At 69.3% G+C, this 20014-nt stretch carries 17 protein-coding genes and 2 pseudogenes; 10 read left to right on the top strand and 9 right to left on the bottom strand.

Annotation, left to right across the window (positions count from 1 at the left end):
- Positions 1–30: 30 nt before the first annotated feature.
- On the bottom strand, positions 31–513 hold the full coding sequence (locus tag AC1DSO_RS10445) for a redoxin family protein (protein ID WP_477068760.1): 483 nt from the start codon (positions 511–513) through the stop codon (positions 31–33).
- A 127-nt stretch (positions 514–640) separates the two neighbouring features.
- Between AC1DSO_RS10445 and AC1DSO_RS10440 the strand changes: the two genes are divergently transcribed.
- Positions 641–1243: a YqgE/AlgH family protein gene (locus tag AC1DSO_RS10440; RefSeq protein WP_477068759.1), complete on the top strand. Its 603-nt coding sequence runs from the start codon at positions 641–643 to the stop codon at positions 1241–1243.
- Between the two features lie 139 nt (positions 1244–1382).
- Here AC1DSO_RS10440 and AC1DSO_RS10435 read toward each other — a convergent pair whose 3' ends face one another.
- Positions 1383–1628: a GlsB/YeaQ/YmgE family stress response membrane protein gene (locus AC1DSO_RS10435; RefSeq protein WP_477068758.1), complete on the bottom strand. Its 246-nt coding sequence runs from the start codon at positions 1626–1628 to the stop codon at positions 1383–1385.
- 83 nt (positions 1629–1711) lie between these two features.
- Between AC1DSO_RS10435 and AC1DSO_RS10430 the strand changes: the two genes are divergently transcribed.
- The gene (locus tag AC1DSO_RS10430) at positions 1712–2872 is read left to right on the top strand and encodes an aminotransferase (RefSeq protein ID WP_477068757.1); all 1161 of its coding nucleotides are present in this window, start codon (positions 1712–1714) and stop codon (positions 2870–2872) included.
- Between the two features lie 173 nt (positions 2873–3045).
- Here AC1DSO_RS10430 and AC1DSO_RS10425 read toward each other — a convergent pair whose 3' ends face one another.
- Together AC1DSO_RS10425 and AC1DSO_RS10420 are read right to left on the bottom strand one after the other, a co-directional pair.
- The gene (locus AC1DSO_RS10425) at positions 3046–5613 is read right to left on the bottom strand and encodes a hybrid sensor histidine kinase/response regulator (protein WP_477068756.1); all 2568 of its coding nucleotides are present in this window, start codon (positions 5611–5613) and stop codon (positions 3046–3048) included.
- Between the two features lie 80 nt (positions 5614–5693).
- Positions 5694–6458: an SDR family oxidoreductase gene (locus AC1DSO_RS10420; protein WP_477068755.1), complete on the bottom strand. Its 765-nt coding sequence runs from the start codon at positions 6456–6458 to the stop codon at positions 5694–5696.
- A 191-nt stretch (positions 6459–6649) separates the two neighbouring features.
- Here AC1DSO_RS10420 and AC1DSO_RS10415 point away from each other — a divergent pair, with 191 nt between their 5' ends.
- A complete protein-coding gene (locus AC1DSO_RS10415; RefSeq protein ID WP_477068754.1) occupies positions 6650–7132 on the top strand; it encodes an SRPBCC family protein in 483 nt (160 codons plus the stop codon).
- A gap of 11 nt (positions 7133–7143) precedes the next feature.
- Positions 7144–7265 (top strand): annotated as a pseudogene (locus AC1DSO_RS10410) (hypothetical protein); the annotation flags it as partial.
- A gap of 17 nt (positions 7266–7282) precedes the next feature.
- Here the strand turns inward: AC1DSO_RS10410 and AC1DSO_RS10405 are convergent.
- The gene (locus AC1DSO_RS10405; RefSeq protein WP_477068753.1) at positions 7283–8035 is read right to left on the bottom strand and encodes an extensin-like domain-containing protein; all 753 of its coding nucleotides are present in this window, start codon (positions 8033–8035) and stop codon (positions 7283–7285) included.
- Positions 8036–8195: 160 nt separating this feature from the next.
- On the opposite strand from AC1DSO_RS10405, the gene AC1DSO_RS10400 reads away from it, so the two are divergent.
- Together AC1DSO_RS10400 and AC1DSO_RS10395 are read left to right on the top strand one after the other, a co-directional pair.
- The gene (locus AC1DSO_RS10400; RefSeq protein ID WP_477068752.1) at positions 8196–9572 is read left to right on the top strand and encodes an MFS transporter; all 1377 of its coding nucleotides are present in this window, start codon (positions 8196–8198) and stop codon (positions 9570–9572) included.
- Between the two features lie 43 nt (positions 9573–9615).
- A pseudogene (locus AC1DSO_RS10395) lies at positions 9616–9756 on the top strand (hypothetical protein); the annotation flags it as partial.
- A gap of 19 nt (positions 9757–9775) precedes the next feature.
- On the opposite strand, the gene AC1DSO_RS10390 reads toward AC1DSO_RS10395, so the two are convergent.
- Positions 9776–11761 carry a methylmalonyl-CoA mutase family protein gene (locus AC1DSO_RS10390; RefSeq protein ID WP_477068751.1) on the bottom strand — a complete coding sequence of 662 codons (1986 nt, stop codon included), beginning with the start codon at positions 11759–11761 and terminating at the stop codon, positions 9776–9778.
- A gap of 534 nt (positions 11762–12295) precedes the next feature.
- Between AC1DSO_RS10390 and ccrA the strand changes: the two genes are divergently transcribed.
- Positions 12296–13570, top strand: a complete 1275-nt coding sequence (gene ccrA, locus AC1DSO_RS10385; RefSeq protein ID WP_477068750.1) for a crotonyl-CoA carboxylase/reductase — start codon at positions 12296–12298, stop codon at positions 13568–13570.
- A gap of 164 nt (positions 13571–13734) precedes the next feature.
- Here the strand turns inward: ccrA and AC1DSO_RS10380 are convergent, their stop codons facing one another.
- Both AC1DSO_RS10380 and AC1DSO_RS10375 read right to left on the bottom strand, forming a co-directional pair.
- Positions 13735–14919 carry an MFS transporter gene (locus AC1DSO_RS10380; protein ID WP_477068749.1) on the bottom strand — a complete coding sequence of 395 codons (1185 nt, stop codon included), beginning with the start codon at positions 14917–14919 and terminating at the stop codon, positions 13735–13737.
- Between the two features lie 34 nt (positions 14920–14953).
- Positions 14954–16297 (bottom strand): M1 family metallopeptidase, encoded by a 1344-nt coding sequence (locus AC1DSO_RS10375; protein ID WP_477068748.1) that lies wholly within the window; start codon positions 16295–16297, stop codon positions 14954–14956.
- 107 nt (positions 16298–16404) lie between these two features.
- Between AC1DSO_RS10375 and AC1DSO_RS10370 the strand changes: the two genes are divergently transcribed.
- Positions 16405–16626 (top strand): hypothetical protein, encoded by a 222-nt coding sequence (locus tag AC1DSO_RS10370; RefSeq protein ID WP_477068747.1) that lies wholly within the window; start codon positions 16405–16407, stop codon positions 16624–16626.
- 1 nt (position 16627) lies between these two features.
- On the opposite strand, the gene AC1DSO_RS10365 is transcribed toward AC1DSO_RS10370, so the two are convergent.
- The gene (locus tag AC1DSO_RS10365; protein WP_477068746.1) at positions 16628–16957 is read right to left on the bottom strand and encodes a hypothetical protein; all 330 of its coding nucleotides are present in this window, start codon (positions 16955–16957) and stop codon (positions 16628–16630) included.
- A 329-nt stretch (positions 16958–17286) separates the two neighbouring features.
- Between AC1DSO_RS10365 and AC1DSO_RS10360 the strand changes: the two genes are divergently transcribed.
- The gene (locus AC1DSO_RS10360; RefSeq protein ID WP_477068745.1) at positions 17287–18765 is read left to right on the top strand and encodes a M20 family peptidase; all 1479 of its coding nucleotides are present in this window, start codon (positions 17287–17289) and stop codon (positions 18763–18765) included.
- Between the two features lie 90 nt (positions 18766–18855).
- A complete protein-coding gene (locus AC1DSO_RS10355; RefSeq protein WP_477068744.1) occupies positions 18856–19989 on the top strand; it encodes a Rieske 2Fe-2S domain-containing protein in 1134 nt (377 codons plus the stop codon).
- Positions 19990–20014: the final 25 nt, after the last annotated feature.

Below are 20014 nucleotides of genomic sequence, written 5' to 3'. Positions count from 1 at the left end.
GCGGGGGAGGAGAGACGCCTGAACCCAGCTCTACAGCTGTTCCAGCAGGTACTCGGCCGACGAGACCTTGAACTGGCCGGCTTCCTCGACGTGCAGCTGGGTGACGACGCCGTCCTTGGCGATCAGCGAGTAGCGCTGCGAGCGCGGGCCCATGCCGAACTTGCTGCCATCGAAATCCAGGCCGACCGCCCGGGTGAAGTCGCCGTTGCCGTCAGCCAGCAGCAGAACTTCGTCGGCGATGCCTTGGTCCTTGCCCCAGGCCTTCATCACGAAGACGTCGTTGACCGAGATGCAGGCGATGGTGTCGACGCCCTTGGCCTTCAGCTCGCCGGCCTTCTCCTTGAAGCCCGGCAGGTGCTTGGCCGAGCAGGTCGGGGTGAAGGCGCCGGGCACGGCGAACAGGGCGACGGTCTTGCCCTTGAAGATGTCGTCGGTGGTGATCGGCGCCGGCCCTTCGGCCGTGCTGGTCATGAAAGTCGCCGCGGGAAGCGTGTCGCCAACCTTGATCGCCATGGGCCGTGTTCCTCTTGTGTGCAGTGGGTAGCGTCGCCTCGAATATCCCTCGCCGAGGCGGTCGCCAAGCGCGCTTTCATAACGTGTTCGACTTGAAACCGTCACACCGAAAGCCAATGCTGTCCCGATGGCCAGCTTCATCGACCAAGACGATCCGAATGGCGAAGACGGCGAGTTCCTGACCGGGCGGCTGCTGGTGGCCATGCCCGGCATCGAGGATCCGCGCTTCGAACGCACGGTGCTCTACCTGTGCGCCCACGACGAGGACCAGGCCATGGGCCTGGCGGTGAACCGGCCGGTCGACGGCCTCACCGTGTACGAGCTGCTGGAGCGGCTGGGCGTGAAGTCCGACATCCAGGCGCCCAGCGACCTCGTCCTGCTGGGCGGGCCGATCGAGCGCGAGCGGGGCTTCGTGCTGCACACCGACGATTTCGTCTCGCCGGACTCGACCCTGCCGGTGGCCGATGGCCTGGGCCTCACCGCCACTCGCGACGTGCTGGACGCTATGGCCAGCCGCATGCACCGCCCGCGCAAGGCGATCCTGGCCCTGGGCTACGCCGGCTGGGGCCCCGGCCAGCTGGAGCAGGAGCTGCGCGACAACATCTGGCTGATCTGCGACGCCGACGAGGGCATCCTGTTCGACGAGGACCACGAGCACAAATGGACCCGGGCCCTGGCCAAGCTGGGGATCTCGGCGGACCACCTGTCGGCCCAGGCAGGGCGGGCTTAGGAGGAAAATCAGCTCCCCCGCCGGGGGAGCTGTCGCGGAGCGACTGAGGGGGCTAACGCGGCGTTCGCCCAGCTTGCCCCCTCCGGCCCTCCGGGCCACCTCCCCCGCATCGCGGGGGAGGAGAGATCATCGCGTCCCCTTATTTCTTCACCAGACCCAGCAGCCACAGCAGCAGGATCGCGCCCAGGCTGGAGATGACCAGGCTGCCGATCCAGCCCCAGAAGTGGATGCCCAGCATCCCGGCCAGGAATGCGCCCAGCAGCGACCCGACCAGGCCGACGATCAGGTTCATCCAGAACCCGTGATTGCGGTTCAAGACCTTCTCGGCGATCCAGCCGGCGAAGATCCCGATGATGATGGCTCCGATAAAGCCTACGCCGTGCATGTGACTCGTCTCCCGATGCGTGTTGAAGCCAGGCTATGGAAATCCGCGAGCCGTGCCTAGCTACGTCATGCTAGGCAAACGCCATGGTCCATCCCGTCTTCGACAACCTGCCGACCACGATCTTCGAGCGCATGAGCGGCCTGGCGCGCCAGCACGGGGCGATCAATCTGGGCCAGGGCTTTCCCGACGACCAAGGCCCCCGGCCCGTCCGTGAAGCCGCCGCGCGGGCGCTGATCGAGGACTCCAACCAGTATCCGCCGATGCGCGGCCTGCCCGAGCTGCGGGCCGCCGTGGCCGGACACTACGAGCGGACGCAAGGCCTCGTCCTCGATCCGGACACCGAGGTGACGATCACCTCCGGCGCCACCGAGGCCCTGGCGGCGGCCTTCCTGTCACTGATCGCGCCGGGCGACGAGGTGGTGCTGTTCCCACCGCTGTACGACGCCTATCTGCCGCTGGTCCGCCGGGCGGGCGGGATCCCCAAGCTAGTCCGCCTGTCTCCGCCGCACTGGCGCTTCGACCGGGCGATGCTGGAGGCGGCCTTCTCGGACAAGACCCGGATGGTGGTGCTCAACAGCCCGCTGAACCCGGCCGCCGTGGTCGCCGCCGAGGACGACCTGGCCCTGCTGGCCGAGTTCTGCGTCCGCCACGACGCGATCGCCATCTGCGACGAGGTCTGGGAGGCGGTGGTGTTCGACGGCCGCCGCCATCGGCCGCTGATCGGCTTCCCCGGCATGCGCGAGCGGACGGTGAAGATCGGCTCGGCCGGCAAGCTGTTCGGCATGACCGGCTGGAAGGTCGGCTTCCTGATCGCCGCCCCGCCCCTGACCAGGGCCCTGGCCGCCGCCCACCAGTTCCTGACCTTCACCACCCCGCCCAACCTGCAGGCCGGCGTCGCCTGGGGCCTGGAGCATCACCGGACCTGGTTCGAGACCATGCCCGCCGACCTCCAGCGCTCCCGCGACCGCCTGACCGCCGGCCTGCGCGCGGCGGGCTATGTCGTGCTGGAAAGCCAAGGGACCTATTTCCTCAACGTCGACTTGGCGGCGTCGGGGATCGCGATCGACGACGTCAGCTTCTGCGAACGCTGCGTGGCCGAGTTCGGCGTCGCGGCCATCCCGGTGTCGGCGTTCTTCGCGGAGGACCCGGTGCGGACCGTCGTGCGGCTGTGCTTCGCCAAGGCGGATGCGACGCTGGATGAGGCCGTGGAGCGGCTGGCGAGGGCGCGGGCGGCGCTTAGCTGAAAGACCCCTCTCCCCTTGCGGGAGAGGGTGGCCCGCGAAGCGGGTCGGGTGAGGGGTTGAAGAACGCCTCCGCCGCGACAGGCGGTAGCGGCAGGGCGCCAAGCGGACAGGACTATCGACCCCTCATCCGACCGCCTTCGGCGGCCACCTTCTCCCGCAAGGGGAGAAGGAAATTAAAGCGCCCCGTACCCCGCGGCCAGTTCGCGCGCCGCGCCGCGGGCCAGGCAACGGTCCATGGCCGACAGCAGGTTGCGCAGGTCGATCGGCTTGGCGACGTGAGCGTCGCAGCCGGCGTCCAGGCAGGTCTTGATCTGGGACGACATCACGTCGGCGGTCAGGGCGATCACCGGCAGGCGGGCGAAGCGCGGGTCCTGGCGCAGGCGGCGGGTGGCTTCCAGCCCGTCCATCACCGGCATGTTGACGTCCATCAGCACGATGTCGATCGGCTGGGCCGCCAGGGCGTCCAAGGCCCGCTGGCCGTTCTCGGCCTCGACCAGTTCGCACGCAAACGGCTCGAGGAACAGGCGGATGACCCGGCGGTTGACCGGGTGGTCGTCGACGACCAGCACGCGGCGGCCCTGCAGGGCGACGAAGCCGCCCTCGTCCTCGCCGGCGTCGTCCTCCCAGACCGGGATCTCGGAGACCTCGGCCGCGTCGACGATCATCTCGATGGTGAAGACCGAGCCCAGGCCCTCCTCGCTCTCGACGGCGATCTCGCCGCGCATCATCTCGACCAGGCGCCGGGTGATGTTGAGACCCAGGCCCGTGCCGCCGAAGTTGCGGGTGGTCGAGGCGTCGGCCTGGGTGAAGGGGCGGAACAGCTTGGCGACCGTGCCTGGGTTCATGCCGATGCCGGTGTCGGCGACCCGCAGGCGCACGCGCACCCGACTTGCGCCTTGGGGACCATCATCCGCGGGATAGCAGGCCAGGGCGACCTCGACCTTGCCGTGGGTGGTGAACTTCAGGGCGTTGGACACCAGGTTGGTCAGGCACTGACGCACCCGCACGCCGTCGAACATCAGCGGACCCGGCGGCGGGCCCTCCAGCTTGAAGGTCAGGGCCACGCCCTTCTCGCGGGCCGTGGGCTGGTAGCCGCCGACCAGGCGGGCGCAGGTCTGGACGATGTCGCCGACCGTCGGGGCGATCTCCAGCTTGCCGGCCTCGATCTTGGACAGGTCCAGGATGTCGTTCAGCAGCACCAGCAGCGTGTCGCCGCTGTCCATGATCAGGTCGACCTGTTCTTTCTGTTCAGGTGTCAGCTGGCCGCTGCGCAAGGCCTGGGCCAGGCCCAGCATGCCGTTCAGCGGCGTACGCAGCTCGTGGCTCATCACCGCCAGGAACGAGGACTTGGCCTGGCTGGCGGCCTCGGCGCTTTCCTGAGCCCCCTTCAGTCGGCGCGAGGCGCGGCGCTGGTGGACGGCCCAGGCGACGCCGCCGGCGACCAGCACGCCCAGCAGCACGGCGATGACCGCCGAGGCCCTCGCCAGGCTGCGCGACAGCCGCACTTGCTCGGTCAAGCGGCGGCTCTCGTCGCGCTTGGCCCGCAGCTCGCTGTCCAGGGCCGAGGACATCTCGGCCACGCTGCGCGCGTGGGCGCGCCGCTCCTCGACGGCGTCGGTCTTGCGCCAGGTGTCCAGCTTGCGGAACGCCTCGGCGCCGCGGCCTTCGGCCTGGTCGATATAGGCCTCGATCAGGGCCTCGGCGTGCGGGTCGCGCGGGGCCAGCGCCTCTGGCACGGCCTTCAGCCGCTCCAGGTCGGCGCGCGCCAGGACGCCCTGGCCCAGCTGGGCTCGGGCCAGGGCCCGCTGGCTCAGCATCAACACCCGCAGGCGGCGATCGGGATTGGCCAGATCGGCGGCGGCCGGGGCCAGGCAGGCCAGAACCCGGGCCGGAACTTCGCGATGGGCCGCGATGCGGGCGCACAGGAAGCGGTCCCAGGTCAGCAGGTCCCTGTCGCCGTCCATCGTCGTCATGTGGTGGTGCAGGGCCGCGAAGCGCTCGGCGGCGTCCAGCTCGCCCAGTTCGGCGGCCGTGTAGGCGATGTCGTAGATCCGCTCGATCTTGCGAACATAGAAGGCGTCGCGCTCGTCCAGCCGCGCGGCCTGGGCCATGTGGTCCAGGGCCCCTTCCTTGTCGCCGATGTCCGACAGCGTGTAGCTGTGCACCTGGTGCAGCTCGGCCAGCAGCGGCTGGGCGATGCGGCCGCGCTTCTCCAGATCCGTGGTCAGGTCGGCGGCCAGGCGCGCGGCCTCCGCCCAGCGTCCGACCTGGCCCAGGTGCCGCACCCGCTCGATCCCGGCCATCAGCCGGATGTCGGGGCCGGACCGGCCCATGAACCGGCGCCAGTCGGCGTCGGTGAAGGCGTGGTAGCCGTGGGTCTCGTGGCGATAGGCCAAGGTCTCCACGTCGACCAGGGCGGCCAGGGCCGGGTCGTGGTCGCGCTCGGCCGCCGCGCGGGCCTGAGCGGCCCAGGCGGCGAAGGAGCCCTCGATCTGGTTGCTCTTGTAGGCGTACAGCACCCGCCACAGGCCGTAGAGCCGCGACTGGCCGCGTTCACGCAAGGCGCGCTTGCCGGCCCGCTCGATGTCGACGTTGTCGCGCGGCGGATCGCGCAGCTCGTGCGCGCCGATCTCCTGGCTCAGCTGTTCCAGCCGTTGGCCAAGAGGAGCGCCCGTTTGAGCCCAAGCGACGTCGGCCGTCAGGGCGCCGATCAGGACGAGAAGAGTGAAAAGCCGCCGCAAGTCGGATCCCTGGATACTGCGGCGCAGCCTTCGACGGAACTGATGTAGGACGGGTTAAGCTTACCGCCGAGGTTGCAGGGCTAGATCGTCGCGCCCCCGTCCACCACCAGGGCTTGTCCGGTCATGAAGCTGCCGGCCTTGGACGCCAGATAGACGGCCGCGCCGGCGATCTCGTCCGGCTCGCCGATCCGGCGCAGCGGCACGCCGGTGGTCGAGCGCTTCAGGGTCTCGGGATCGTCCCACAACGCCTTGGCGAAGTCGGTCTTGATCAGGCCCGGCGCGATGCAGTTGACCCGCACGTTGTCGGGGCCGAACTCGTGCGCCAGGTTGCGCGCCAGCTGGAAGTCGGCGGCCTTGGAGATGTTGTAGGCCCCGATCACGGCGTTGCCACGCAGGCCGCCGATCGACGAGACGATGATGATCGCCCCTTCCTTGCGATCCCGCATCTCCGGCGCGACCATCGAGATCAGCCAGTGATTGCTGATGATGTTGTTGTCCAGGATCTTGCGGAACTGGTCGTCGGCGATCCCCGACAGCGGGCCGTAATAGGGGTTGCTGGCGGCGTTGCAGACGCAGATATCGACCTTGCCGAACACCTTGCGGGTCTCGTCGACCAGGTTCTGCAGATCGTCCTTAGAGGCGATGTTGGCCGGGACCGCGATGGCCGTCCCCGCCCCGTGCTTTTCGTTCAACGCCGCCGCCACCGCGTCGCAGGGGCCCGCCTTGCGCGACGAGATCACCACCTTGGCCCCGTGCTCGGCCATCCGCTCGGCGATCGCCTTGCCGATCCCGCGCGAGGATCCGGTGATGATCGCCACCTTGCCGGAAAGGTCGAAGAGGCCCATGGCGCGCTCCCTAAACGTTTGTTTGAATTTTGATCACACTGCGACCGCGAGCAAGCGGGGTCAAGGGTCCTGGAAATCCTCCCCCTAGCGGGGGAGGATTTGGGTCCTGCGAATTTTTTCGCGACCCGTGTCGGGACGACTGGATCAGGCCCGTCCTTGAGGCGAAAGTTCAATCCAACAGGAGAGCCCCCATGCCCCTCGACACCGCCAACTTCCCCGCTGACCGCGAGCTGGTTCTGGAACGCATCATCGATGTGCCGGCCGACAAGCTCTACAAGTGCTGGACCACGCCGGAACTGATGCCGCAGTGGTTCTGCCCCAAGCCCTGGACCGTCTCGGACGTGCGCATGGACGTCCGCAGCGGCGGCAACAGCTACATGGTCATGAACGGCCCCAACGGCGAGCGCATGCCGCAGCCGGGCGTCTATCTCGAGGTCGTGCCGAACCAGAAGATCGTCTTCACCGACGCCTTCACCGAGACCTGGCAGCCGTCCGCCAAGCCGTTCATGGTCGCCATCGTCACGTTCGAGGACCTGGGCGGCGGCAAGACCCGCTACAAGGCCGTGGCCCGCCACTGGAGCGCCGAGGACAAGGCCGCCCACGAGCAGATGGGCTTCCACGAAGGCTGGGGCATCGTCGCCGATCAACTGGCCGCGCTGGCGGCGACGCTGTAGGGCGCGAACTCAAACTAGCGTGTCATCCCGGCCGCAGCGAAGCGGAGAGCCGGGACCCAGGGCAACCGCGATGCGCCGGCCCCTGGGTCCCGGACAAGCGCTGCGCGCTTTCCGGGATGACACTAGATTTTGAGGCGCTAGCCCCTCACCTCACCCGCACTTGTTCCACCCACTCATATCCAGGTGGAAGTGGTCCCGGTGCTCGGCGTTGTAGTCGGGGCTCAGCGTGGTCAGGAACACCTTGCACGCCCCGTCGCGCGCCCGGCGCAGGAACTGGCCGCGCGGGCCGGGATCGGTCCAGTCGCCCGCCACGCTGACCACCTGGCCGTCGGTCAGCTTGAAGGCGGCGATGTCGATGGCGTTGGCGCTGGCGTGCTGGCTGATCGGCCCCTCCTGCAGGCCGTACTGCCGCCGGCAGGCGTAGCTGCCGTAGTGCTGGAAGGCCACCACGCCCTGGCCCAGCAGCTCGTCGGCGGCCGGCTGCACCACCTGGCGCTCCCAGATCGTCAGGGCCAGGGCCTCCTTGCAGGCCAGCGGCGCGTCGGCGGGTTCGAAGCGGGCCAGGCCGGTCTCCAGCCGCACCGCGTCGCGCATCTTGCACAGCTCGCCCTCGGCGCGGTCGGGGACCTCGGCATAGACCACACCGGCCCGGCTCATGATCCCGCGACACAGCCTGGGATCGGCCCCGGCCCGCGCCGCCTTGACCCGGGTGGCCAGACCGACCGGATCGACGACGCTGAGCGGCTTCCACGGCAGGTGCTGGTCGGGGATCTTGCGCTCGGCCACGAAGGCCATCAGCAGCACCAGCAGCCACAGGATGACCAGGCCGGCGTAGCGGGCCAGGCGCGCCCGGTGACGGACCTCGTGCTCGATACGCGGATTGTGCGGAACGCGGTAGCGCATGGGGGCGGGGGAGCGCCTTACGAAAGCGATGCGGAAAGGATTAACGCCGCACCCAAGCACGACCATGGCGACCGGTTCAACCTTCGCATGGCTGTCGGGGTTCAGCGGGCTTGGCCCAGTGGGCTTGGCTACGCCGCCAAAAAGGGCCATGCAGCCCCACATGACTTCTTCCGACGCTCCCACGCGCCTGGTCGACAAGGCGCTCGCCCCCCGCTTCGCCCTGCTGTGCCTGGGCATCTGGCTGAACGCCGCCGACACCTTGGTGACGGCCACCATCATGCCCAGCGTCGCGCGCGAGATCGGCGGCTACCAGTATTTCGGCTGGTCGGTGGCGGCCTATCTGACCGGTTCGATCGTCGCGGGGGCCTGTTCAGGCAAGCTGTCGATGGCCCTGGGCCTGCGCACCGCCACCGCCCTGACCGGCCTGGTCTACGCGATCGGCTGCGCGATGAGCGCCCTGGCGCCCGAGTTCGTCACCTTCATCCTGGGCCGGCTGATCCAGGGCCTGGGCGCGGGGGCCGTGGTCGCCCTGTGCTACGTGGCCATCACCGCCCTGTTCCCCGAGAGCCTGTGGCCGCGGGTCTATGGCGCGGTGGCCGGGGTGTGGGGCGCGGCGACCCTGCTGGGGCCGATGCTGGGCGGGCTGTTCGCCGCCGCCGGCTTCTGGCGCGGGGCGTTCTGGCTGTTCGTGATCCAGGCGATCATCTTCGTCGGCGCGGTGCTGGTCATGCTGCCGGCCGGCAAGCGCGATGAGGGCCGTAGCCGCATCCCGACCTTGCAGCTGATCCTGCTGGTCGTCGGGGTCAGCCTGATCGGCGCGGCGGGCATCGTCGCCTCGCCCCGCTGGGCCGTGGTCCTGGCGGTCGGCGGCGTCGTCGGCATGGCCGCCATGCTGGCCGCCAACACCCGCACCCACGACCGCCTGCTGCCCAGGTCCGCCGCCGACCTGCGCACCGCCACGGGCCTGGGCCTCTTGACCATCTTCGCCTGCGAGGCGGCGGTGATCGGCTTCACCGTCTACGGCCCCGCCTTCATCCAGGCCCGCCACGACGCCTCGCCGCTGACGGCCGGCTATGTCACCGGCGCGATCGCCGCCGGCTGGACCCTGTGCGCCATGGTGTTCGGCCACACCCCCGCCGACAAGGACGGCCGTCTGGTGCGGCTCGGCGCGGGGGTGATCCTGCTGGGGGCCCTGGCCAGCGCCTGGGCCGTGGCGCGGAGCGGGCTGGTCGAGATCACCCTGGCCTTCGGGGTGATGGGCTGCGGCTTTGGCCTGGCCCACGCCTTCATCGCCCGCCGCGCCATCGCCGGCGCCCCCAGCGAGGAGCAGGCCATGGCCTCCTCGGCCGTGCCCACTGCGCAGCTGATCGGCGGCGCCGCGGGTTCGGCCGGCGCGGGGGCGATGGCCAATGTCCTGGGCTTCAGCCACGGCATCGACCTCAGCCTGGCGCCGACCAACGGGCTGGTGCTGTTCGCGGCGTTTACCCCGCTGGCGCTGGTGGGATTTGTCGCGGCTTGGCGGTTGGGGCGACACTAGCAAAAGCTGACCGCGCATCCGCTTGGCGGCGAGGACGGCCGGGCTGACCACCCAATCACCCTTCCGGTGTCATCCCGGCCGCAGCGAAGCGGAGAGCCGGGACCCAGGGGCAACCGCACTGCGCCGGCCCCTGGGTCCCGGACAGCCTCTGCGAGGCTTCCGGGATGACAAGAGTGTATGCTGGCCAGGAAGTTTAGAGGCCCTCACACCCGCTCCAGCGCCGTCGCTTCCACCAGCTTGACCACATCGCCCATGATCTGCGTGATCTTGAAGTCCTTGGGCGTGTAGATCCGCGCCACGCCCATCTGTTTCAGGATCAGGGCGTCCTCGGGCGGGATGATGCCGCCGGCCACGACGGGGATGTGTTCGAGGCCCTCGGCGCGCATCACCCGCACCACCTCCTGCACCAGGTCCAGGTGCGAGCCCGACAGGATCGACAGGCCGACCACGTGGGCGCGGCTCTCCTTGGCGCGGCGGACGATCTCTTCCGGCGTCGAGCGGATGCCGTCATAGACCACCTCCATGCCGCAGGCCCGGGCCCGGGTGGCGATCTGCTCGGCGCCGTTGGAGTGGCCGTCCAGGCCGGGCTTGCCGACCAGATAGGTCAGGGTGCGGCCCAGCACTTCCGAGACCCGCTCGACCTCGCGCTTGACCGCCTCGACGTCCTCGGCCTCGCCCGTCGAGACGACCACCGCGACGCCGGTCGGGCCGCGATATTCGCCGAACACCTCGCGCAGGGCGCCGGCCCATTCGCCGGTGGTGACCCCGGCCTTGGCGGCGACGATCGAGGGCTCCATGACGTTGCGGCCGTCGCGGGCGGCGGCCTTCAGATCGGCCAGGGCCGCCTCGACCGCGGCCGGATCGCGCGCCTCGCGCCAGGCCTTGATGCGGGCGACGACGTCGGCCTCCAGCCGAGGATCGACGGTCTCGATCGAGCTTTCGCCGGCCGAAAGCGGCGAGGCTTCACTGTCCGTCCAGCGGTTGACGCCGACCACGGTCATGTCGCCGGTCTCGACCGAGCGCACCCGCCTGGCGTTTGAGGCCACCAGTTCGGTCTTCATATAGTCGATGGCGCTGGCGGCCCCGCCCATCTCGTCGATCAGGGCCAGCTGCTCCAGCGCCCCCTTGGACAGCTCGGCGACCTTGGCCTCGACCACGTGCGAGCCGTCGAACAGGTCCTCGTATTCCAAGAGATCGGTCTCGTAGGCCAGCACCTGCTGCAGCCGCAGCGACCACTGCTGGTCCCACGGGCGCGGCAGGCCCAGGGCCTCGTTCCAGGCCGGCAGCTGCAGGGCCCGGCAGCGGGCGTCCTTGCTCAGCGTGACGGCCAGGGCCTCGATCAGGATGCGGTAGACGTTGTTCTCGGGCTGCGGCTCGGTCAGGCCCAGGCTGTTGACCTGCACCCCGTAGCGAAAGCGGCGGGCCTTCGGATCCTGGACGCCGTAGCGCTCCAGCAGGATCTGGTCCCACAGCTTGGTGAAGCTGCGCATCTTGCACAGCTCGGTGACGAACCGCACCCCGGCGTTGACGAAGAAGCTGATCCGCGAGGCGACGATCTCGAAGTCCTGGTCGGGGACCTGGCCGCCGGCCTTGACGGTGTCGAGCACGCTGATCGCCGTCGCCAGGGCGAAGGCCAGCTCCTGCTCCGGCGTCGCCCCGGCCTCCTGCAGGTGGTAGCTGCAGACGTTCATCGGGTTCCATTTCGGAACCTCGCGATAGCACCAGGCGATCATGTCGCCGATCAGCCGCAGGCTCGGGCCTGGCGGGAAGATGTAGGTGCCGCGCGACAGATATTCCTTGATCAGGTCGTTCTGGGTGGTGCCCTGAAGCAAGGCTCGGTCGGCCCCCTGCTCGTCGGCCAGGGCCACGTACATGGCCAGCAGCCAGGCGGCCGGGGCGTTGATGGTCATCGAGGTGTTCATCCGATCCAGCGGGATCTCGCTGAACAGCTGGCGCATGTCGCCCAGGTGGCTGACCGGCACCCCGACCTTGCCGACCTCGCCGCGCGCCAGGATGTGGTCAGGGTCGTAGCCGGTCTGGGTGGGCAGGTCGAAGGCCACCGACAAACCGGTCTGGCCGCGCGCCAGATTGGCCCGGTACAGCGTGTTCGACTTTTCCGCCGTCGAGTGCCCGGCATAGGTGCGGAAGATCCACGGCGGATCCGGCGCGTGCTGGTACGGCTTGGTCATGGTCGCTCCCGGGGACTTATCGTTCTTGATTATCAGCGATCATGATCCGGGTTTTGTTGCGACGCAATATGGAGTTCGCGGATGCGAAGCGGCCTTTTGGAACCCCTCTCTCATAGAGAGAGGGAGGGGCCCGCCGCCGAAGGCGGTGGGAGGGTGAGCGGTTTCGCCGCCGGCCGATAGATCGGGGTCTTCTGTACAAAACCACTAGAAGGATCGGATCAGCGCTTCGTTCTGAAAGAGTGTAACCACTCACCCTCCCACCGCTGCGCGGCGGGCCCCTCCCTCTCTCTCAGAGAGAGGGATTTTTGGGGCGCGCCGCCTCACCGCCCCATGCTGCGACGCACAAGATTCCGCTTGCCAGTTTCAAACAACTGTCTCAGCGTAGGGGTCTCCTGGGCCAATTTCTTGCGCTCGGGAGCCAAAAATGATCCGAAGGCGAGGCGTTTTCACCGTTTCGACCGTCGGGCGCGCAGCCGAGTTTGTCCGTCGCGCGTTGTTGCAGCGCGGAATGGCGGGCCAGGAACGGGGAGTGAGATGACGACGCAGACGCTTGAAAAGACCGCGCTGAAAGACCTCTACGAGATCGGCGAGATCCCGCCGCCCTTCCACGTGCCGAAGACCATGTACGCCTGGAGCATCCGCAAGGAGCGCCACGGCAAACCGACCCAGGCCATGCAGGTCGAGGTCGTGCCCACCTGGGAGATCGGCGAGGACGAGGTGCTGGTTCTCGTGATGGCCGCGGGCGTCAACTACAACGGCGTCTGGGCCGCGCTGGGCGAGCCRATCAGCCCGCTGGACGGCCACAAACAGCCCTTCCACGTCGCCGGTTCCGACGCCTCGGGCATCGTCTGGGCGGTCGGCGCCAAGGTGAAGCGCTGGAAGCTGGGCGACGAGGTCGTCATCCACTGCAATCAGGACGACGGCGACGACGAGGAGTGCAACGGCGGCGACCCGATGTTCTCGACCAGCCAACGGATCTGGGGCTACGAGACGCCGGACGGCAGCTTCGCCCAGTTCTGTCGGGTGCAGTCGCGCCAGTTGTTGCCGCGCCCCAAGCACCTGACCTGGGAAGAGGCCGCCTGCTACACCCTCACCCTGGCCACCGCCTATCGCATGCTGTTCGGCCACAAGCCGCACGAACTGCGGCCCGGCCAGAACGTGCTGGTCTGGGGCGCGTCCGGGGGCCTGGGCGTGTTCGCCGTGCAGCTGGCCGCCGTGGCCGGGGCCAACGCCATCGGCGTGGTCAGTAGCGAGGACAAGCGCGAGTTCGTGCTGTCGATGGGCGCCAAGGCGGTGCTGAACCGGGGCGAATTCAACTGCTGGGGCCAGCTGCCCAAGGTCAACGGTCCCGAGTTCACCGACTACATGAAGGAGAGCCGCAAGTTCGGGAAGGCGATCTGGCAGATCACCGGCAACCGCGACGTCGACCTGGTGTTCGAGCACCCCGGCGAGGCGACCTTCCCGGTCTCGGTGTTCGTCGTGAAACGCGGCGGCATGGTCGCCATCTGCGCCGGAACCAGCGGCTTCAACCTGACCATGGACGCCCGCTTCCTGTGGATGCGCCAGAAGCGCGTGCAGGGCAGCCACTTCGCCAATCTGATGCAGGCCAGCGCGGCCAACCAGCTGGTCATCGACCGCCGCGTCGACCCATGCCTGTCGGAAGTCTTTCCCTGGAACGACATCCCCGCCGCCCACGAGAAGATGCTGGCCAACCAGCACCTGCCGGGAAACATGGGCGTGCTGGTCTGCGCCCAGCGGCCGGGGTTGCGGACATTTGAAGAGGTGCAGGAGCTGAGCGGGACGCTCTGACCTCCCCTTCTCCCCTTGCGGGAGAAGGTGTCGGCGAAGCCGACGGATGAGGGGTCGATAGACCTGTCGGCCTGGCGCCAAGCAGCTGTCCTGTTCGTGCGACCCCTCACCCGACCCGCTTCGCGGGCCACCCTCTCCCGCAAGGGGAGAGGGATGAGGTCGAGCTATTTGCGCCCCACCCACGCCAACACCGCCGCCGCCGCGCCGGTAGCCAGGGCCACCGGAACCAGCGCCCCGACCACCGTCCCGCCCGTCGCCCCGCCGCCGATCAGCTGCGCCGCCGCCAGAGGACCGAAGATCGAGCCCAGGCGGCTGGCGGCGATGGCCGCGCCGACACCCGTCCCGCGCACCGCGTCGGCATAGAGCCTCGGCGCCAGGCCATAGAGGGTGAACTGGCCGCCCATCAGCAGGAAGCCGGCGGTGAAGGCCAGGGCGGCGATCTGACCGCCCGCGCCGGCCGCCGCCAGGCCCAGCAGCGCCACGGCCAACCCTAGGAAGCCGCCGACCAGCGGCCAGCGCGGGCCGAAGCGGTCGGCCAGCAGGCCAAAGACGATCCCGCCGCTCGCCCCGCCCAGGTTGAAGAGCGCCGCCGCCCCGAACGCCGCGCTTTTGGGCAGGCCGCGCGCGACCAGGAGGGTCGGCAGCCAGTTCAGCAGCAGGTGCAGGATCAGCGCCGTCAGGGCTACGGCCAGCCACAGGCTGACGGTGACCGGCAGCCGGGCCGGCGCGAACAGCGAGGCCAGCGCCGTCCGGCCCTGGCGCGCGATCGCCTCGGGCCGTCCCAGCGGCAAGACGAGGTGCAGCAGCGGCGCGGCCAGCAGTGGGGCGATCCCCCCGAACACGAAGATCATCCGCCAGTCCTCGGCCAGCGGCGAACGCGCCAGCAAGCCCGCCAGCGCTCCGCCTAGCGGCAAGCCGGCCGTGACCACCGCCACCATGGTCGCCTTGCGCGCCGCCCCCGCCTGCTCCGAGGCCAGGGCGATCAGCATCGGCATGGCCCCGCCCAGGCCCAGGCCTGTCAGGAAGCGCACCGCCAGCAAGGGCTCGAAACCCCGGGCCAGCGGCGTGGCCAGCGAGAACAGGCCGAACGCGACGGCGGAAAACACCAGCACCGGCCGGCGGCCAATGCGGTCGGCGATCGCGCCGCCGCTCGAGGCGCCCAGCATCAGGCCGATCAGGCTGGCGCTGAACGCCCAGCCGGCCTGGCCCGGCGACAGGCCCAGGGCTGGAACCATGCGCGGCGCGGCCACGCCCATCGACTGGATGTCGAAGCCCTCCAGCATCGCCGCCAGCAGGCAGACCGCCCAGATCATCCACGTCCCGCTCGGCGCTCGCCTATCCGCGTCCATGGCCGCCTCCCCGTCAGGGCGAGACTAGGACAGACTAGGGGCGGCGAACAGAACCGGGCGCTTCGGCTCCGAACACCCATTCCGCGAAGAGCGGGCGCAAGTCCCGGCCGCTGGACGCTTCCATGGCGTGCTGGAAGTCCAGGCTGGTGACGACCCCGCCGGCATGGGTTCGGGTATAGCGTCGCAGGCCCGCCCAGAAGGCCCGTTCGCCCAAGGTGGTCCGCAGATGATCCATGAACAGCGCGCCCTTGCTGTATTGGACCGCCCGCCGCGTCGCCAGGCTCGGATAGCGCCCGTCCCAGGCCAGCGGCTTGTCGAAACCCGCGGCCCGCGCCTTGTCCAGCCGGGCTCGCGCCACGGCCAGTTCGGCGTCATAGGCGGCGCGCCCGTACTGGTGCTCCTTCCAGGCGGCGGTCATGAAGGTGGTGACGCCCTCGTTGAGCCAGAAATCCTTCAGCGTCGCGCAGGTGACCAGATTGCCCCACCACTGGTGGGCCAGCTCGTGGGCGATGGCCCAGTCCTGGGCCGGGTCGTCCGCATTGGTCGCCAGCGCGTCGACGCCCAGCACCGAATAGGTCGCCGCCTCCTGCGCCTCGCGGCCCTTGACCAGCAGCTGGCTGTATTCGGCAACCGGCAGCGGCGCGCCGGCCTTGTCGGCGAAGAACCGGACCACGTCGGGCGTTTGCGGAAATCGCTGTTTCAGCGCGTCCGCATCGGCGACCTCGCTCAGATAGGCTAACCGGGCCGACCCGACCCGCTCGCTGGCGAGGGCGAAGCGGCCGACCGCGAAGCCGAACAGGTAGGCCGAATAGGGCCGCGGCGCCGTCCACCGATGAATTTCGCCGCCGTCGGGCGCGACGGTCCTGGCCACCCGGCGGCCGACCGACAGCGTCACCAGTCCGGCCGGCACATGCAGCGCCAGCGAGAACGCCGCCTTGTCGCCGAACTGGTCCTGAAGGCAGATCATCCAGTCGCAGGCGAAATAGCTCGTATAGAGCGACGTCCCCGAGCCGGACAGGCCACGCGCCGGCTTGCCGTGATAGAGCACCTCCAGCCGGACCACGCGTCCGCGCTTGAGCGGCTGGCCCAGCGCGAAGCTGAGACTGCCGTCCTCGGACCGGGCGGTGACGGGGACGCCGTCTAGGGTCGCCTTGTCGATGGTCAGCCCATTGCCCGAGAAATCGAGGCGCTGGAGCCGGTCTTCAGTCGCGCGCAACGTGATGACCTCGCGCCCGGCCACCGTCCCGTTCGGGATGTCTGGTGTCAGGGCCAGATCGTAGCGCGTGACGTCGAAGCCCTTGCCCGGCGCGGCGGCGGCCAGGACGGGGCTGATCAACAAGCCGATCGCCAGCATGGCCCGGACAAGCTTGGTCTTCATGCGCGCCATCGCTGCTCCCTGCTTCGGCCGAAGCTTGGCTTTACGAAAAACTCAACTTCGGCTGGCATTTATCGCTTTGGCCCATTTGGGGGCGAAAGGAAACGACGATGTCGAAGAGAAACCTGGAAGACCTCGTGGCCATCGCCCAGAAGGGCGGCGGCTTTGATCTCAGCGCCAGCGACTACACGGCCGCCGAGCTGGTCACGGTCGCTGACAGCCTCTGCAACGGCGCGACGCTGCGGATTCGTGACGCGTTCACCTGGAGCACGGCGGAGCTCGGCTCGATCGCGCAGCACGGGCCGCCCGGCGCGGTGCAGTTCGCGTTCTAGCTCACAATCGGCCGCGTCCGCCGCCCCTGAGCCGGTCGAGACCGCGTGTCGGAGGGTCTTCGAGGTCGAGATCCCGCGTCGCCAAGGCCGAGGTTGGGGCCGGCGCCGTCGCGAACGCCCCGGCGGTCCGGACCGGCTTGGGCGGGGGCGTCATCGCCGCGATCTTGCGGGCGTTGGCGGCCATCTCGCCGCAAGCCCTGGCCTTGTCGCGGGCCTTGCGGATCAGGAGGGGGTCGTCGCTGAAGGCGATCGTCTCCCAGACCGCGTCGAGCGCCTTCATGAGCTTGGCTTGCAGGTTTTCGCACCAGGTGCGTGAGGAGGATTGGGTCATGCCTCCAGCTTGAGGCCGGTCGGAGCACCGGGGATAAGAAACGTGCGTTCTCCTGCAAGTCATTGAATTCGTTATGATGGGCTCGAAAAAGTACGAGCGTTCAGCTCCTCCCCCGCGATGCGAGGGAGGTGGCCCGGAGGGCCGGAGAGGGCCAGCACGGCCTACGACGCACTAGCCCCCTCAGTCGCTCCGCGACAGCTCCCCCGCATCGCGGGGGAGCAGAGCGCCCAGCGCTCACCCTGTGGATAACTTTCGCCGCGACGGCGGGATTGCCAGTCGCCCTCGCCCGCCGCACAGTCGCGCCCAACAAGTGTTCGGGGAGAGTTGCGATGGGTGTCGGGGGAAGGGTCGCGCTGACGGCCGTGGGTCTGGTCCTGGCCGTGACGGCGGTGGTCGCCGTGCGCACCGCCACGTTCAAGGCCCCGRCCCAGGTCGACCCCGGCGCGGTCAGGCTCGCCGCTGGACGTCCGCTGGACGTCGGCAAGGCCGCCGACCACCTGGCCCAGGCCGTCCGCTTCCAGACCATCAGCCACCAGGACAAGGCCGACGACCAGCCGGCCGAGTGGGACAAGCTTCACGCCTGGCTGCAGGCGACCTATCCGCAGGCGCACAAGGTGATGACCCGCGAGGTCGTGGCCGAGCACACCCTGGTCTACACCTGGCCCGGCTCGAACCCGGCCCTGCCGCCGATCCTGCTGATGGCCCACCAGGACGTGGTGCCGGTCACGCCGGGCAGCGAGGGCCAGTGGAGCCACGCGCCGTTCGACGGGGTCATCGCCGACGGCGCGGTCTGGGGCCGGGGCTCGATCGACGACAAGGGCTCCCTGGTCACCCTGTTTGAGGCGCTCGACGCCGTCGCCGCCAGCGGCTTCAAGCCCGTGCGCACGATCATCGTGGTCAGCGGCCACGACGAAGAGGTGCGCGGCGTCGGCGCCAGGGCCGCCGCGGCCTTGCTCAAGTCGCGCGGGATCAAGGCCCAGTTCGTGCTGGACGAGGGCATGGCCGTGGTCGCCGATCACCCGGTCACCGGCCAGCCCGCCGCCATTATCGGCACGGCCGAGAAGGGCTATGCGACGATGAAGGTCGTGGCCCCCGCGGTCGGCGGCCACTCGTCGGCCCCGCCCAAGGACGGCGGCGGCGTCGTCACCCTGTCGCGCGCCGTGGCGGCGATCAGCGACCACGCCTTCCCGATGAAGTTCCAAGGTCCGGGCGCGGACATGCTGAAGGCCATCGCCCCGCATGCCTCGCCGGTGGTCAAGATCTTCGCGGCCAACACCTGGCTGTTCTCGCCGCTGCTGGTGAAGGTCACGGCCAAGACCCCGGCCGGGGCGGCCATGCTGCACACCACCATCGCCCCGACCATGCTGAAGGGCTCGCCCAAGGAAAACGTCCTGCCGCAGGACGCCACGGCCTGGATCAACTATCGCATCGCGCCCGGCGACACCTCGGCCACGGTGATGGCCCGGGCCAAGGCCGCCGTCGGCGACCTGCCGGTTCAGCTGTCGTGGACCAAGACCCCGGACGAGCCGTCGGCCGTTTCTTCGACCAGCTCCGACGCCTGGAAGACCCTGGCCGGCCTGGCCGCCGACGAGAGCAAGGCCCCGGTCGTGCCGGGCCTGGTCACCGCCGGCACCGACAGCCGCTACCTGGGCGAGGTGGCCAGCGACGTCTACCGCTTCCAGCCGCTGGTGCTGAAGGTCGACGAGACCAAGATCATCCACGGCACCGACGAGCACATCAGCCTGGACAATGTCGCGCGGATGGTGCGCTTCTACCAGCGTCTGGTGGAGACGGCCGCGTCGCGGTGACGCCTAAAGCTTGAGCGTGACGCGGGAACCCGAACGCGCGACATTGGGCCCAAGTGACGGCGTTCACAAACCCACGTTAGAAGCCTCTTCATGCCCCCCGCCGACGACTCTCCGCTCCTGAAGGCCCCCAACCTGAAAACCGGGCTGGCCAAGCCGCTCATCGACAAGTTCGGCGAGGGCTTCGTCTGGGACGCCTGGTACGTGGCCTGCCTGTCGCCCGACCTCAAAGCCGGCAAGATGGACAAGCGCGAGTACCTCGGCGAGCCGGTGCTGCTGGGCCGCACGCGGGCCGGGGCGGTCTACGCCATCCGCGACATCTGCCCTCACCGCGCCGCCGCCCTGTCGTCCGGCCGCGTCCACCGCGAGGCCGACGGGACCGACAGCGTCGAGTGCCCCTATCACGGCTGGCGCTTCGGGCCGGACGGGGCCTGCAAGGCGATCCCGTCCCTGACCGGCGACAGCGACTTCGACATCTCCAAGGTGCGGGTGCGCCGCTATCCGACCGTCGAGCAACAGGGCCTGGTCTGGATCTGGATGTCCTCGGACCCGCGCTTCGACGGCGCGCCGCCGGAGCCGCCGCCGACCATCCCCGGCGTGGTGGGCGGCAAGCCCAAGCTGGTCGACCACCTGGACTACGACATCCATATCGACCACGCCGTGCTGGGCCTGATCGACCCGGCCCACGGCCCCTACGTCCATCAGCAATGGTGGTGGCGGACCAAGACCAGCCAGCACGAGAAGAACAAGCGCTTCGCCCCCAGCGAGGCCGGCTTCACCATGGTGCGGCACGAACCGTCCAAGAACTCCAAGGCCTACGCCATCCTGGGCGGCGAGCCGCTGACCGAGATCACCTTCCGCCTGCCCGGCCTGCGTTGGGAGCACGTGACGGTCGGCGACAAGCAGGTGCTGGCCCTGTCGGCCATGACCCCGATCAACGCTCACAAGACCCGGATGAACCAGATCATGTGGTCGGATCACTGGGCGTTCACGGCGCTGTATCCGATCATCCGGATCGCGGCCCGCGCCTTCCTGCGCCAGGACGGCGCCATCGTCGCGGCCCAGACGCCAGGGCTGCGCAGCAACCCGCCGCTGATGTGGGTGGGCGACGCCGACCAGCAGGCCCGCTGGTACCACCAGTGCAAGCGCGAATGGGYCGCCAGCCGGAAAGAGGGGCGCGGGTTCGTGAACCCGGTCAAGGATTCGACGCTGCGGTGGCGGACTTAGGGGTAGAGATCCCTCTCTCATAGAG

It is taken from the genome of Caulobacter sp. P4_E5 (assembly GCF_056401555.1).
The sequence above is the reverse complement of the archived record's forward strand: the minus strand, read 5'-3'. Positions and strand labels throughout refer to the sequence as shown.